13 protein-coding genes are annotated in these 13,438 nt (G+C 70.0%); 3 read left to right on the forward strand and 10 right to left on the reverse strand.

Translation table 11 applies throughout. The annotated features are described in order from the left end of the window. Positions 1 to 286 precede the first annotated feature (286 nt). Positions 287 to 646 (forward strand): DUF779 domain-containing protein, encoded by a 360-nt coding sequence (locus tag DSC45_RS29735; RefSeq protein WP_119295083.1) that lies wholly within the window; start codon positions 287 to 289, stop codon positions 644 to 646. 87 nt (positions 647 to 733) lie between these two features. On the opposite strand, the gene DSC45_RS29740 is transcribed toward DSC45_RS29735, so the two are convergent. The 3 genes from DSC45_RS29740 to DSC45_RS29750 form a co-directional block, all read right to left on the reverse strand. Then, on the reverse strand, positions 734 to 1,318 hold the full coding sequence (locus tag DSC45_RS29740) for a TMEM165/GDT1 family protein (RefSeq protein WP_119295084.1): 585 nt from the start codon (positions 1,316 to 1,318) through the stop codon (positions 734 to 736). A gap of 271 nt (positions 1,319 to 1,589) precedes the next feature. Next, positions 1,590 to 1,784, reverse strand: coding sequence for a hypothetical protein (locus DSC45_RS29745; protein ID WP_119295085.1), 195 nt, complete (start codon positions 1,782 to 1,784; stop codon positions 1,590 to 1,592). A 123-nt stretch (positions 1,785 to 1,907) separates the two neighbouring features. Next, entirely contained in the window at positions 1,908 to 2,768 is an 861-nt protein-coding gene (locus tag DSC45_RS29750; protein ID WP_119295086.1) for a phosphatidylinositol-specific phospholipase C/glycerophosphodiester phosphodiesterase family protein, read from the reverse strand. Between the two features lie 203 nt (positions 2,769 to 2,971). Between DSC45_RS29750 and DSC45_RS29755 the strand changes: the two genes are divergently transcribed. Continuing rightward, complete coding sequence (locus DSC45_RS29755; RefSeq protein ID WP_119295139.1) at positions 2,972 to 3,799, forward strand: SAM-dependent methyltransferase; 828 nt, start codon at positions 2,972 to 2,974, stop codon at positions 3,797 to 3,799. Positions 3,800 to 3,817: 18 nt separating this feature from the next. Here the strand turns inward: DSC45_RS29755 and DSC45_RS29760 are convergent, their stop codons facing one another. The 7 genes from DSC45_RS29760 to DSC45_RS29790 all read right to left on the reverse strand — a co-directional run bounded on the left by DSC45_RS29760 (position 3,818) and on the right by DSC45_RS29790 (position 11,997). Beyond that, positions 3,818 to 5,077 carry an arginine deiminase gene (locus DSC45_RS29760; protein WP_119295087.1) on the reverse strand — a complete coding sequence of 420 codons (1,260 nt, stop codon included), beginning with the start codon at positions 5,075 to 5,077 and terminating at the stop codon, positions 3,818 to 3,820. 67 nt (positions 5,078 to 5,144) lie between these two features. After that, positions 5,145 to 6,593 carry a basic amino acid/polyamine antiporter gene (locus tag DSC45_RS29765; protein WP_119295088.1) on the reverse strand — a complete coding sequence of 483 codons (1,449 nt, stop codon included), beginning with the start codon at positions 6,591 to 6,593 and terminating at the stop codon, positions 5,145 to 5,147. Between the two features lie 253 nt (positions 6,594 to 6,846). Then, positions 6,847 to 7,542: an ABC transporter ATP-binding protein gene (locus DSC45_RS29770; protein ID WP_119295089.1), complete on the reverse strand. Its 696-nt coding sequence runs from the start codon at positions 7,540 to 7,542 to the stop codon at positions 6,847 to 6,849. Beyond that, a complete protein-coding gene (locus tag DSC45_RS29775) occupies positions 7,535 to 8,434 on the reverse strand; it encodes an oligopeptide/dipeptide ABC transporter ATP-binding protein (protein ID WP_119295140.1) in 900 nt (299 codons plus the stop codon). The genes DSC45_RS29770 and DSC45_RS29775 overlap by 8 nt, the downstream gene beginning before the upstream one ends. A 107-nt stretch (positions 8,435 to 8,541) precedes the next feature. After that, positions 8,542 to 9,408, reverse strand: a complete 867-nt coding sequence (locus DSC45_RS29780; RefSeq protein ID WP_119295090.1) for an ABC transporter permease — start codon at positions 9,406 to 9,408, stop codon at positions 8,542 to 8,544. Beyond that, positions 9,401 to 10,366, reverse strand: a complete 966-nt coding sequence (locus DSC45_RS29785) for an ABC transporter permease (RefSeq protein ID WP_119295141.1) — start codon at positions 10,364 to 10,366, stop codon at positions 9,401 to 9,403. The genes DSC45_RS29780 and DSC45_RS29785 overlap by 8 nt, the downstream gene beginning before the upstream one ends. A 32-nt stretch (positions 10,367 to 10,398) precedes the next feature. Then, complete coding sequence (locus tag DSC45_RS29790) at positions 10,399 to 11,997, reverse strand: ABC transporter substrate-binding protein (protein ID WP_119295091.1); 1,599 nt, start codon at positions 11,995 to 11,997, stop codon at positions 10,399 to 10,401. 254 nt (positions 11,998 to 12,251) lie between these two features. Here DSC45_RS29790 and DSC45_RS29795 point away from each other — a divergent pair, with 254 nt between their 5' ends. Further along, positions 12,252 to 13,391: a glycoside hydrolase family 43 protein gene (locus DSC45_RS29795; protein WP_119295092.1), complete on the forward strand. Its 1,140-nt coding sequence runs from the start codon at positions 12,252 to 12,254 to the stop codon at positions 13,389 to 13,391. Positions 13,392 to 13,438 lie beyond the last annotated feature (47 nt).

The following is a 13,438-nucleotide window of genomic DNA, read 5'->3' on the forward strand; positions in this document are numbered from 1 at the left end:
CGGGTCCTCGCAGGTCACCCGCCGCTCATCTCGTGTATACCACCGTGTGGGGGACGCGGCCCGGCCGAAGCGGGCCATCCGGGCGACATTGCCGATGAAAGCGGTACGGAGCGTCACGTAAAGGCCAGAGAAGTGCCGCATCCTCGTGTGCCGCCAGGAGGCGAGCGGGCCCGGCTCCTGGCCTCCGGTCCGCCCCCGCTGCAACCTCGTCGCAACGTACCGTCGGATGTACTGGTGGCGCCGGGACAGGCGCCTGCTTCGGCCAGGACGGACGGAGGACCCAGCGATGACGGAAGAAGCCGCACGTGTGGAGCTCACCCCGGAGGCCGCCGATCTGCTGCGCCGGCTGCGTGCGATGCACGGTCCGCTGATGTTCCACCAGTCCGGCGGCTGCTGTGACGGCAGTGCCCCGATGTGCTATCAGGAGGGCGAGTTCCGCACCGGGAACTCGGACGTCCTGCTCGCCTCGCTCGAGGTGCCGGGTGTTGCGGAGCCGATCGGTTTCTGGATGTCGACGAGCCAGTACGAGGTGTGGAGCCACACACGTCTGATCGTGGACGTGGTGGAGGGGCGCGGCAGTGGCTTTTCGCTGGAGGCGCCGGAGGGTGTGCGCTTCCTGATCCGCTCCCGAGTGCTCGGTACCTGACCGACGGCTGATCGGTACGCGGGCGCCTCGGCATCCAAGGACGCCGAGGACGTGGCCGCACCTCCGCAGACACAGGCCGCGCGACCGTCAGGCGGTGAAGGCCTCGATCAGAGTCCAGATCGCCAGGCCCGCCATGCACATACCGCCGATACGCTGCACCGTCTTCAGCGGTACGCGCTTGGCGATGAACCGCCCCACGACCAGGGCGAGCGCGGACACGGACATCAGGGCCGCGGCGGATCCGATCGCCGTGGACGCGGCACCGTTGGTGGCGGCGAGGTTCGCGGTGGTGATCTGGGTCAGGTCGCCCCACTCGCTGATGAACACGGCCATGAACGCGGTGGTGAACACGGGCCAGAATCCGGTGACCGTACGGCCGCCCTCGTCCTCGTCGTCGCCCCCGGCGCCGCTGCGCAGCAGGACGATCGCGCCGAAGGCGAAGAGCGCTGCCGAGACGAGCTTCACGGCCACCGTGGGCAGAAGTCCGATCAGGCTGCCGGCGCCGACGGCGATGGCGACGTGCACCACGAAGGCCGTGGAGGTACCGAACCAGACGTAGAGCGGACGCATACGCGTGCCCATCGCCAGGGAGGCGAACATCGTCTTGTCCGGAAGCTCGGCGAGGAAGATCAACCCGAAGGCGGTGAGGATCGTCAGGGGGTCGAGAGACATACCCGGTACTTTCTGCTGGGGCCGGGCCGTGCGCCTGCTCTACCGACACCCTGGGGCGTCCGCGGGGAGGACTCGGCCCGGCACGACGGTGCGCCCGCACAGGGGCGCGGGCGCGATCATGCCTGGCCGAAGGTCTCGTCCACCCTCCCGGTCACTGTGTGACCGAGGGGCCCGATGGCCGGGACATCCGTGGATGTCCAGTATGTCGACCAGCCGGTGTCGCAGGACTACTCCCCTTCGCTCGGCCCAGTGTAGCGGGGCCTCGAACGGTTCAGGGCTGGAGCTTGCTCACAATGTCCGCGGTGGCGGTCAGACCGTTCTGGATGGTCGGGGCCATGCTGGTGCTCGCGAGGTAGAAGCCGAGCAGGACGCAGACGAGCGCGTGTGAGATCTTCAGCGCACCGTTGCGCAGGAACACCACCGCAAGAACGACGAGCAGCAGCACCACGGAAATCGAAATGGCCATCGCCAACCTCCTCCGCCACGCAGATCCCGTGGCATACGGCCGCAAGTCTGGCGTAGCGGAGGGCCCGTCCGGGCGAGTGGCGTGTCCGCCGAAAGTGTGTTGACTGGCTGTGACTGTGGGTGGTCAGGACCGGTCGTAGGCGTCGAGGAAGGCCTCGAGCGCGGGCAGGTCGTCGGTGTTGAGGTGGTCGGCGTCGGCGGCGATGAGTTCGGCCCACACCGCGCCGCGGGCCTCGCCGGGCAGGTCGGGAGTGGCCCAGAAGCGGACTCGCTGCCCGCGGCCGTGGGCGGTGCGGACGACGGTGTGCAGTCTCTCGCGTTCGGCGGTGGGCATCGGGCCGACGCCGTACCAGGTGAACTGCGTTCCCCAGTTGTCGCTGATCAATGGCATGAGCGAGGCGGGGGCCGGGCCGCCGAGGTCGGTGAGGCGTCCGTCGTAGAAGGCGTGCCGGGTGCGCTGGGCCTCCATGGGGGCGCGGACCGCGCGGTCACCGGAGATCACGGCGGTGACCGGGCCGCGGCGCACCCCGCCGTGCGTGTAGGTGGTGAACAGGCCGCGGTATCGGCCGAGTTGGCGGTGGAGTTCGAGGTAGGCGGCCTCGCCGTCCGCCTTGATGTCGATCAGGAGCTGGACGGGCTTGCGGTGGCCTCGGTACACGGAGCCGTGGTTCGCGCGGACGCGGGCGGCCAGCGGGTCGAGGTAGAGGGAGCGCAGCGTGCGGGTGGGGTCGAGGTCCACCACGTCGTGGGCGACGAGGAGTTCGCCGTCGACGAGGTAGACGTCGGCTTCGACGCTGGTGAAGCGGTGGCTCAGGGCGTCGTGCAGGGGCCGGGGGTGCAGATAGTCGTTGTGTGCGTGGGCGCGGCGCAGCGGCTGTGGGGTCGGGGTGCGTTCGCCGGCCGTGGCGTACGAGGGGATGGCGACGGAGCCTGCCAGGGCGGCGCCGATCGTGGTGACTGCTCTGCGGCGGGTGACGAGGGCCATGGTGCCTCCCGGTGTCGGTGGCGGTGACGTGTGCGGCGGGGCCATGGCGAGTATGGGGCCCCTGGCGGGCCATGTGGCAGTGGCACGACGGGAGTTGGAGTGTTCGTCGGCCGGTGTTCACCGTCGCGGAACGCCGGCCGCACGGGCGGCTGTTCGAGGGCGGCAGTAGGGTGCTCGTGTCGCCGACGACGAGGGAGTGGCTGATGACCGGCACTGAACGGCCCGTGATCGACACCAGCAAGCCGCACTCGGCGCGGGTCTACGACTGGTTCCTCGACGGGAAGGACAACTACCCGGTCGACGAGGAGCTGGCGCGTCAGATTCTGGCGATCGAGCCGCAGGCGAAGCGCTCGGCGCAGCACAACCGCTGGTTCATGCACCGCGCGATTCGTCGGCTCGGCCGGGACATGGGGGTGCGTCAGTTTCTGGACGTCGGTACGGGCATCCCCACCGAGCCGAATCTGCACCGGATCGCACAGGACGTGGCACCCGCATCACGCGTGGTGTACGCCGACAACGATCCGATCGTCCTTGCGCACGCCGCGGCTCTGCTGCGGGGCACGTCCGAGGGTGCCACGGAGTATGTGCAGGCCGATGTGCGTGACCCGGAGGCGATTCTCCAACAGGCAGGCACGGTACTGGACTTCGGGCGGCCGATCGCTGTGTCGGTGATCGCGCTGATGCATTTCATCGCGGACGAGGACGGGGCGTTCGAGGTGGTCAAGACCTTGGTGGACGCGCTCGCGCCGGGCAGTTTCCTGGTGCTCAGTCAGCTGACGGCGGAGTTCAACCCGGAGGCGGTGAACCGCTCTGTGCGGACGTACGGGGCGGGTGGTGTCACTCTCGTTCCGCGCTCACGGGCAGAGGTGGGCCGCTTCTTCGACGGGCTCGAGCTGCTTGAGCCGGGGCTTGTGCCGGTCGACGAGTGGCACCGCTCGGACGACGAGGGCGGCGAGGACGGCGAGGACGGCGGCCGGGCGGATTCCGGGGGCCCGGTGCCGTTGTACGCCGCCGTGGGACGTAAGCCCTGACTGCCGCGCAGGGACCGGTCAGAACTGGACCGGGTCCCGGCTGATCGGACAGGTCATGCAGTGGCCGCCGCCGCGGCCGCGGCCGAGTTCGGCGCCGACGATGGTGATGACCTCGATGCCCGCTTCACGGAGCAGGGCGTTGGTCTGGGTGTTGCGGTCGTAGGTGAAGACCACGCCGGGCTCGAGGGCGACGGCGTTGTTGCCGCTGTCCCACTGCTGGCGTTCGGAGGCGTAGACGTCGCCACCGGTCTCGATGACGCGCAGTGTGGGCAGTCCCAATGCCCGGGCCACGACGTCGGTGAACGGGGTGGTGCCTTCGTCGGTGATGTCGAGTCCGGTCGCTTTGTCGCTGGGGCGCAGGGAGAAGGTGTGCACCGATTCCATGATCTTCGGGTAGAGCGTGACGACGTCCCGGTCGGCGAAGGTGAAGACCGTGTCGAGGTGCATGGCGGCCCGGAGTTTCGGCATGCCGGCGACGATGACGTGCTCGGCGGCGCCACGTTCGAAGAGGGCGGCGGCGACCTGGGTGATGGCCTGGCGTGAGGTGCGCTCGCTCATGCCCATCAGGACCACGCCGCCTCCGACGGGCATGATGTCGCCGCCCTCGAAGGTCGACTGGCCCCACTCGGCCTCGGGGTCGCCCCACCACACCGTCGAGCCGACGAAGTCCGGGTGGAAGCGGTAGATCGCCTTCATCAGGAGGGTCTCGTCGCGGCGGGCCGGCCAGTACAGCGGGTTGAGGGTGACGCCGCCGTACAGCCAGCAGGTGGTGTCGCGGGTGTAGAGGGTGTTGGGCAGCGGTGGCATCAGGTATTCGCGTACGCCGCTGGATTCGCGGGCGAGGGCGATATAGCCGGTGCGGTAGTCCTCGGGGAGATCGGCGGTGGCGAGGCCGCCGATGAGGAACTCGGCGAGTGCGCGCGGGTCGAGGGACTCCAGGAAGGCGCGGGTGCCGTCGATGAGTCCGAGTCCCACCTCGTTGGCGACGATCTTGCGGTCGAGGAGCCAGCTGCGGGCGGTGTCGATCGCCATGGTCTGGGTGAGCAGGTCGTGCAGTTCGACGACCTCGACGCCGCGGGCGGTCAGCTTCTCCACGAAGTCGGCGTGGTCGCGCTGCGCGTTCTCCACCCACATGACGTCGTCGAAGAGCAGCTCGGCCGCGTTCGACGGGGTGAGTCTGCGGTGGGCGAGGCCCGGCGAGCAGACGAGCACCTTGCGCAGCCTGCCCACCTCGGAGTGGACGCCGTAGGAGGTGGAGGGCTGGGGGTCCGGAGTCATCGGGTGCCTTTCCTGGTACGCGCCGGGGCTCGTCGGCGATGCTGCTGCGGTCTGCGGGCCGTCGGGGTCACAGGCTGATCCATCCGACGGCCAGGGCCACGACGCCGACCACGGCGCCGGCCACGGAGACGGCGAGGATGACCAGTTCGCGCGGCGAGAAGACGCGGCGGCCCTGTTCCCGTCGTGCCATGACGAACAGGATGGTGGCGGGGGCGTAGATGATCAGGGAGACCAGGAGGTACTTGAAGCCGGCCGCGTAGATCAGGAACACGGTGTAGAGGGTCGCCAGGATGCTGATGGTCAGGTCGCGGCTGCGGCCGCCGATGCCGCCGTCGTCGGGGCTGCGCAGGATCTTCACGGCGTAGGCGGCGGCGAGCAGGAACGGGATCAGGGTCAGCGAACTGGTCAGGTCGAGCGCGAAGTTGAAGGCGTCGTCGGAGAAGTAGGTGACGACGAGGACGACCTGGGTCAGGCAGGTCGTCATGACCAGGGCGGGCACGGGTACGTCGGCGGCGGTGGCGCGGCCGAGGAAGCGGGGCATGTCCTTGTCGCGGGCGGCCACGTAGAGGACCTCGGCGGACATCAGGGTCCAGGCCAGGTAGGCGCCGAGTACCGAGACGATCAGGCCGATGCTGATGAAGACCTTGCCCCAGGTGCCGACCGCTTCCTCGAGTACGCCTGCCATGGAGGGCTGCCGCAGATCGGCGATCTCGCCCATCGGGAGGATGCCGTACGAGACGATCGTGACCGAGGCGAAGATCGCGAAGACGCTCAGGAAGCCGAGGATGGTGGCGCGTCCGACGTCCTCGCGGCGCTTGGCGTGGCGGGAGTAGACGCTGGCGCCCTCGACGCCAAGGAACACGAAGACGGTGACCAGCATGGTGCCCTTGACCTGCTCGAACAGGGATCCTGCGTAGTCGGCCCCGGCGAAGTTGTCGGCGAACACCGAGGGCTCGAAATAGATCACGGCGAGCAGGACGAAGACGAGGATCGGCACGATCTTGGCGACGGTGACGATGCGGTTGATCGCGGCGGCTTCCTTCACTCCGCGGCTGATCAGGTAGAAGAACAGCCACAGGCCGACCGATGAGAGGACGACGGCGAGCACGGTGTCGCCGTCGCCGAGCGCGGGCCAGATCGCGCCGATGGTCGACATGATCAGGACCCAGTAGGTGACGTTGCCGACGCAGGCGCTGGCCCAGTAGCCGAAGGCGGCGAAGAAGCCGAGGTACTCGCCGAAGCCGGCCTTGGCGTAGGCGTAGACACCGGCGTCGAGCTGCGGTCTGCGCAGGGCGAGGGCCTGGAAGACGAAGGCCAGCATCAGCATGCCGAGGCCGGCGATGGCCCAGGCGATGAGGGCGCCGGCCACTCCCGTCTCGGCCGCGAAGCGTCCGGGCAGCGAGAAGACGCCGGCGCCGACCATCGAACCGACGACCATCGCCGTGAGCGTGAGCAGCGTCAGCTTGGCGGCCGTCGGCGTGGAGGCGCTCGCGCCCTTGGTGTCGGCGTCGGCCATGTCACCCCTCGTTGGCGCGACCGGGCCTCGGCTTGCCGGTGCCGCACCCGGTCGTGGGCGTCGCCGGGGGACGGACTCCCCGGTCGGGACAATCAAGGCCACATTAGGGATGTATGGCACATATGCGCGCGCTGGGATGTGCCGATGGACGGACGCGGTGGGCGGCGGCGCTGGGCGGGTGGCCGCGCGGGACCGCGGTTTCGCGGGCCCGGGCGGCCTGCTTGTGCGAGGTGATCGGCCAGGGCGGTCGGGCTCAGGGTGTCTTCTGTGCGGGCCGGCCAGCGGCCTCGAGGTCTCCGGTCAGCTGCGACCAGTGGACGGTACGTCCGCACCAGCGCTCGAGCAGGGTCCGGTCGTGGCCGACGGCGAGGAGGCCCGCACCGCTCTCGCGCCGGTAGTCCTCGACGACCGCGACCAGGGCAGCGGTGGTGGAAGCGTCCAGCATGGCCGTCATCTCGTCGCACACCAGGTAGCGCGGGCGGAGCACCAACGCTCGGGCCAGGCAAGCGCGTTGGAGCTGGCCGTCGCTCACTTCGTGGGGACGGCGGCCGAGGAGGTCGGCGCCGAGTCCGACGGTTTCGGCGAGTTCCGGCAGGCGCTGGGGGATCTCGTCGGCGCGGCCGACGGCCCGCAGGGGTTCGGCGATCAGGGCGGACAGGCGCAGCCGGGGGTCGGCGCTCAGGCGCGGCTGCTGGAAGACGACGCCGAAGGCGGTGCGCAATTCGCGGGACGCGCGGTAGCGCCAGTCGTGCACGGTCACGCCGTCCACGGCCACCCGGCCCGACTCCGGCCGGTGCAGCAGCGCGGCCACCCGGGCGAGGGTGGACTTGCCGCAGCCGCTCGGCCCGAGGAGGCCGACGGACTCGCCCTGGTCGACGTCCAGGTCGATGTCCCGCAGTACGGGGCGGCGTGCCTCGTATCCGGCGGTGATGGCGTGGAGTTCAAGCACGCTGGACCTCCAGGGCGTGGTGGCAGGCCACCGAGTCCTCGAACACGGGCGGTCGGGCGCAGGCCGCGGTCGCCCGTGGGCAGCGTGCCGCGAAGGCGCAGCCGTCGGGCAGAGCGGTCAGTTCCGGCGGCATGCCCGGGATCGGGCTGAACTCCCGCTCGGGCAGGGCGTCCAGGAGCCCCTTGGCATACGGGTGGCGGGGACCGCGAGCGCCGAAGAAGTCCGGGGCGTCGGCGATCTCCACGATGCGGCCCGCGTACATCACCGCGACGCGGTCCGCGATCCGCTCGGCGGCGGCCAGGTCGTGGGTGATCATCAGCAGTGCCCGGCTGTCGCCGGTGTGCCGCTTCAGCTCGTCCACCGTGCGCTCGACCAGGTCGCGGTCGAGGCCGGTGGTGGGTTCGTCGGCGAGCAGCAGCGGGGCGTCGCCGATGAGGGCGAGTGCGGTGGCGGCGCGCTGAGCGAGTCCACCGGAGAGTTCGTGCGGGTAGCGGTCGAGATGGTCGGCGGGGAACGCGGCGCGCTCTGCGGCCTGTTCGGCTGCCGGGCGTACCTCCGCGCGGCGCAGGCCGGTGAGTTCGCGGACGGTCTCCTCGAGTTGGGCGCGCACGGTGCGTACGGGGGTGAGGTGGGCGGCCGGTGACTGAGGCACCAGGCCGATGCGCCGGCCGCGCACGGAGCGTGCGAGTACCTCCTCCCCCGCGGTCAGCAGGTCGGTGTCGCCGAGGTGGGCGGACCCGGCGGTCTCGGCGTTGCCCGGCAGGAGTCCGAGCAGGGCGGAGGCAAGGACGGACTTGCCGCACCCGCTCTCCCCGACCAGGGCGAGGCATTCGCCGAGGCCCAGGTCGAACCGGACGTCCGTGACGGCTCGTACGAGGGTGTCCCCGCGCATCCGGAAGCGCACCGAGAGCCCGCGCACGCGGAGCACGGGTTCGGCGACTGCGGGCTCGGGGGCCACTGTGGTGCCGGGTCCGTCCGGCGGCGTCGCGTCGTCAGGCGTCACAGCATGAGCTCCGATCGGCGGCGTGGGTTGAGGCGTTCGCGCCAGGCGCCCGCGAGGCCGGCGATGGCGAGGGTGGGCACGATGATGAACAGGCCGGGGAAGAGCGTCGGCCACCAGTCCCCCGCGAGCAGTGATCCGCGCGCGCTCTGCACCAGGGTGCCGAGGCTGGCCTGATGGGTGGGAAGCCCGAGTCCGAGGAACGACAGCGCGGACTCGTGCCAGATGGCGTGCGGCACCATCAGCACCGCGGCGAGCCCCGCCTGCGGCAGCACCCCGGGCACCAGGTGGCGTACGGTCACCCGCCAACGCGAGGCTCCGCCGGATATGGCCGCGTCGACGTAAGGCCGTGAGCGCAGGGAGAGCACTTCGGCGCGCACGATCCGGGCGGTGGACAGCCAGTGGGTGAGCCCGACGGAGATCACCACCGGCCACACTCCGGGCCGGAACATCGCCACGATGAAGATGCCGAGCAGCAGGTGCGGAACGGAGGAGAAGAGGTCCACCAGACGCATCACGACCCGGTCGGCCCAACCGCCGAACGCCGCTGCCACCGCCCCGACCGCGGTCCCGATGACGGTCGCCACCACGGCGGCGACCACGCCGACGAGCAGCGAGACCCGTAGACCGTAGACGCAGCGCAGGAGCAGGTCGCGCCCCACGTCGTCGGTGCCGAACGGGTGGGCGAGGGAGGGGGCTTGGAGCTTGGCGCCGAGATCGACGGCCTGTTCGTCGAGGTTCGCCAGGGGTGGTACGACGAGGACGGCGAGGATCACCAGGCCGACGACGACGGCGGAGCCGCGTACCCGCCAGGCGCGAGTGGATCGGCGGGGTGCGGCGGCGGTGCGCCAGGCGAGGTCAGCCATCGAAGCCCACCCTCGGGTCGGCGAGGCCGTAGAGCAGGTCGGCGAGCAGGTTGCCGAGCAGTACGGCCACGGTGGCGAGCACGGTCAGGGCGGCGAGGAGCGGGAAGTCGACGGAGGTGGCGGCCTCGACGGTCGCGGCGGCGATGCCGGGCCAGCTGAAGACGGTCTCCACCAGGAGTGCGCCGGTGATGAGTTCGGGCACCCTGGATCCGATCAGCGTGAGGACGGGCAGCATGCCGGAGCGCAGGGCGTGTCCGACGAGGACGGTGCGGGGTGCCAGTCCGCGCGCCCGTGCGCCGCGTACCGGGTCCTCCTCGAGCGCCTCGGCCACCCCTTGTCGTACGTAGAGCATGAACCAGGGCAGTTGGGATACGGCGAGTACGGCGGCGGGCAGGGCGAGGTGGCTGAGGACCTGGCCGGCGGAGACGGTGGCGCTGCCGGTGTCGGTGAGGCCGCCGGCCGGCAGGACACCGAGCTTGAGGGCGAACAGCCAGACGGCGAGGAGCCCGAGCCAGAACGGCGGGGCGGCCTCCAGGGTGTAGGCGAGGGAGCTGACGGCCCGGTCGAGCCAGCCGCCCTGACGGCGGGCGGCGAGCACACCGAGCGCGGTGCCGACGAGGACGGCGACGACGAAGGCGACCGCGGCGAGCAGCACGGACCAGCCGAGGCGTTCGGTGACGACGTCGGTCACGGGCTGGCGCATGACGCCGGAGTTCCCGAGGTCGCCGTGCAGGGCGGCGGTGAGCCAGTCCCACCAGCGGGTGACCAGCGGCTGGTCGACGCCGAGGTTCTCGCGGAGCTGGTCCAGGTTCTCCTGCGACGCGGTCAGGCCCGCGGTGCCCGCGTAGGCCTTGACCGGGTCGAACGGGGAGGCCTCGGCGATCGCGAAGACCCCGAAGGTCACGGCGATGATCACCGGGACGGCGAACAGCGCCCGCCGCAGGGTCATGCGTCCCATGGCTCCCCAGGGGAGGCCTCGTACGGCGGTCTTCACTTGCTGGGCTGCCAGTCCTCGATGTTCCACCAAGGGCCGGTCGCGAAGCCGTGGTCGTGCGGCTCGACCTGGGTGGTGAGGTCGCCGAACTTCTTGTCGAGGACGTAGACGTGGTCGATGTGGGTGAGGAAGGTGTAGCCGGGGTCCTTCACCAAGGCGCGCTGGATGCTGTCGTAGGCGGACTTGCGCTTGGCGCGGTCGTCCGTGCGGCGGGCCTCGTCGAGGGCCTTGTCGACGGCCGGATTGTCGTAGTACCCCATGTTGTTGAAGCCGTCACCCGCCAGGTCGGACTTGAGCAGGGTGTACTGGTCGAAGTCCGGGTCCGCCGGTGCGCCGCCGCCGGCGAGGACGGCGTCGGACTTCATCCGCGGCTGGATGACCTCCCAGGTGCCCGCCTGGACCTTGATCTGGATGCCGGCCTTCTTGGCGTCGGAGGCGTAGGCGAGGGCGTGGTCCTGGCGGAGCTTGTCACCGGAGAGGTACCAGAGCGGGAAGGTGGCCTTGACGCCGTTCTTGCGGCGGATGCCGTCGGAGCCGGGCTTCCAGCCGGCGTCGTCGAGGATCTTCTCGGCCTCGGCCAGGTCGTGGCTGCGTTCGGTGCCCTTGGTGAACCATTCGCTGTCGGTCGGCACCGGTCCGTAGGCCGCCTTGCCGGCGCCGTAGAGGATGGAGTCGACCATGGCCTTGCGGTCGACGGCGAGGTCGAGGGCGCGGCGCACGTCGGTGTCGCCGGCGACCTTGTTGTCCGTGGGCAGGGTGACGACGCGGTAGTCGAAACTCTTGGCCTCGAGGGTCTGCTTGTCGTCGTCCTTGGCGAAGGTCCCCGCGAGGTTGGGCGGCAGGATCGCGCCGTCCAGGTCGCCGCTGCGCAGGCGGGTGGCGCGGACATCGTCGTCCTTGATGATCGCCATGGTGAAGTCCTTCACCTTCGGCGCTCCGCCCCAGTAGCGGGAGTTGGCCTTGAAGGTGAGCTTCTCGCCCTTGGACCACTTGACCAGCTTGTACGGGCCGGTGCCGACGGGTTTGGTGGTGAAGGCGCCGGTGTTCACGTTCTGCTCGCCGGCGATGTGCTTCGGGGCGATGGGCAGGACGGTCCGCTCGGCGAACGGCGCGTAGGGGTACTTGAGGTGGAAGACCACCGTCCGCTCGCCCTTGGCCTCGACGCTGTCGAGGGCGTCCAGTTCGGTCTTGGAGGCGTTGTTCGTCTTCTTGTCGAGGATGGTGTCGTAGGTGAAGACGACGTCGTCGGCGGTGAAGGGTTTGCCGTCGCTGAACTCGACGCCCTTGCGCAGCCGGTAGGTGTACGTGCGCCCGTCGTCGCTGATCTTCGGGAGTTCGGTGGCGAGTGCCGGCTTCAGCTTCATGTCGGCGTCGTGGGTGAGCAGGCCGTCGAAGATCTTGGAGTTGCCGTCCTTGCCGTAGCCGAGGAGCGGGCTGAGGCTGTCCGGTTCGTAGGCGATGCCGACCACGGCGGAGGTCTTCGCGCCGCCACCCGAACCGGAATCGCCGCCGGGGGCCGAGCACGCCGAGGCGGCTACCGCGAGGGCGGCCGCCGCCGCGGTCGTGCCGGTTGCCCGTATCCAACGGCCCGTCATGGGCGCACCTCTGTTCAAGATCGACAGTTGTTGCGAACGATTCGCAATTATGCCGTACGACCCAGCGGGCCGTGCAGCCCCTGTGTCGACAAAACGACGAGAGACCAACTCCCGCGCCGGTACGGGTCGTTGACAAGGCAACTGGACCTTCGGGACGCTGTGAAAGCATCCTTTCAACGTTGTAAGGGGCATCTCCGCATCAACCCGTCCCTCATCGGACGCGGTGCGGCACAGCCCCGGAGAGGTAAGGGCTCATGTCACTCTGCCGACGATCCTTCGGGCTCGGCATCCTCGTCCTCGGCATCACTCTCGCTCTCGCCCTGTCGATACAGTCGCCGGGATCGGCCCGCGCCTCGGACACCACCGGCATCGCAGAACGGAACGCAATGGAAGCCTCGCAGAGCGCGGCGAAGGTCCCGCGTGGCGCCACCGGCCTGGCCGGCGCCGACCCCAGCGTGCTGCGGGTCGGCAGCACTTACGTGGCGGTGAAGACGGGCGACGGCGGGATCGTCGTACGGCAGGCCTCCTCCCTCGACGGCCTGGCCGCGGCACCCGCACGGACGGTGTGGCGCGACGACGGCGGCCTCGGAGAGGTGTGGGCCCCGGAGATCGTCAGGGACGGCGGCCGCTACTACATCTACTTCGCCGCCGGCACCGGCGCCGCCCACCGGATGTACGTCATCAGCTCGGACAGCCCCGACACCGGGTACAGCGACGAGCAGAAGCTGGCGCTGCCGGACGACAAATGGGCGATCGACGGCGCCCTGTTCACCTTCGAGGGGCAGCGCTGGTTCGTCTGGTCGGGCTGGGAGGGCGACACCAACATCGAGCAGAACCTCTACATCGCCCGCATGAGCGACCCGACCACTCCGACCGGCGCGCGGCACGTCATCTCGCAGCCGCGGGAGAGCTGGGAGCGCGTGGTCGGCGACCCGTACATCAACGAGGCTCCGGAACCCATCAAGGATCCGAACGGCCAACTGCACATCGTCTATTCCGCCAACGGCAGTTGGAGCGACCAGTACTGCATGGCCGACCTGCGGCTGCGGGCCGGTGGCGATCCCACCTATGTGTGGGACTGGTACAAGTCGAACGGCTGCCTCTTCGGCTCGCACGCCGACACGATGATGTCCGGCTGGGATCCGACCGTGAACGTCGACGGGCCGGGCCACCACAGCTTCGTACTCCTCGACGGGGACATCGGCACCAGCCCGCCCGCGGGTGAGCACTTCCCGTCGATGTTCCACGCGGTGGAGAAGGGCACCCCGTACTCCTGGGAGAACCGCCACTGGTACATCGGGTCGTTCCTCTGGTGGGGCGACACGACCTACCAGCGAGCCAATGTGCCGGGGCCTGCCACCGACACCGGGTGGGGGCTCAAGTTCTTCGAGTGACGGACGCCCTCGCGTGACGGCCGCGCCCCGGGTCCCCCAGGAGGAAG

It is taken from the genome of Streptomyces sp. YIM 130001, assembly GCF_003574445.1.
GTDB lineage: Bacteria > Actinomycetota > Actinomycetes > Streptomycetales > Streptomycetaceae > Streptomyces.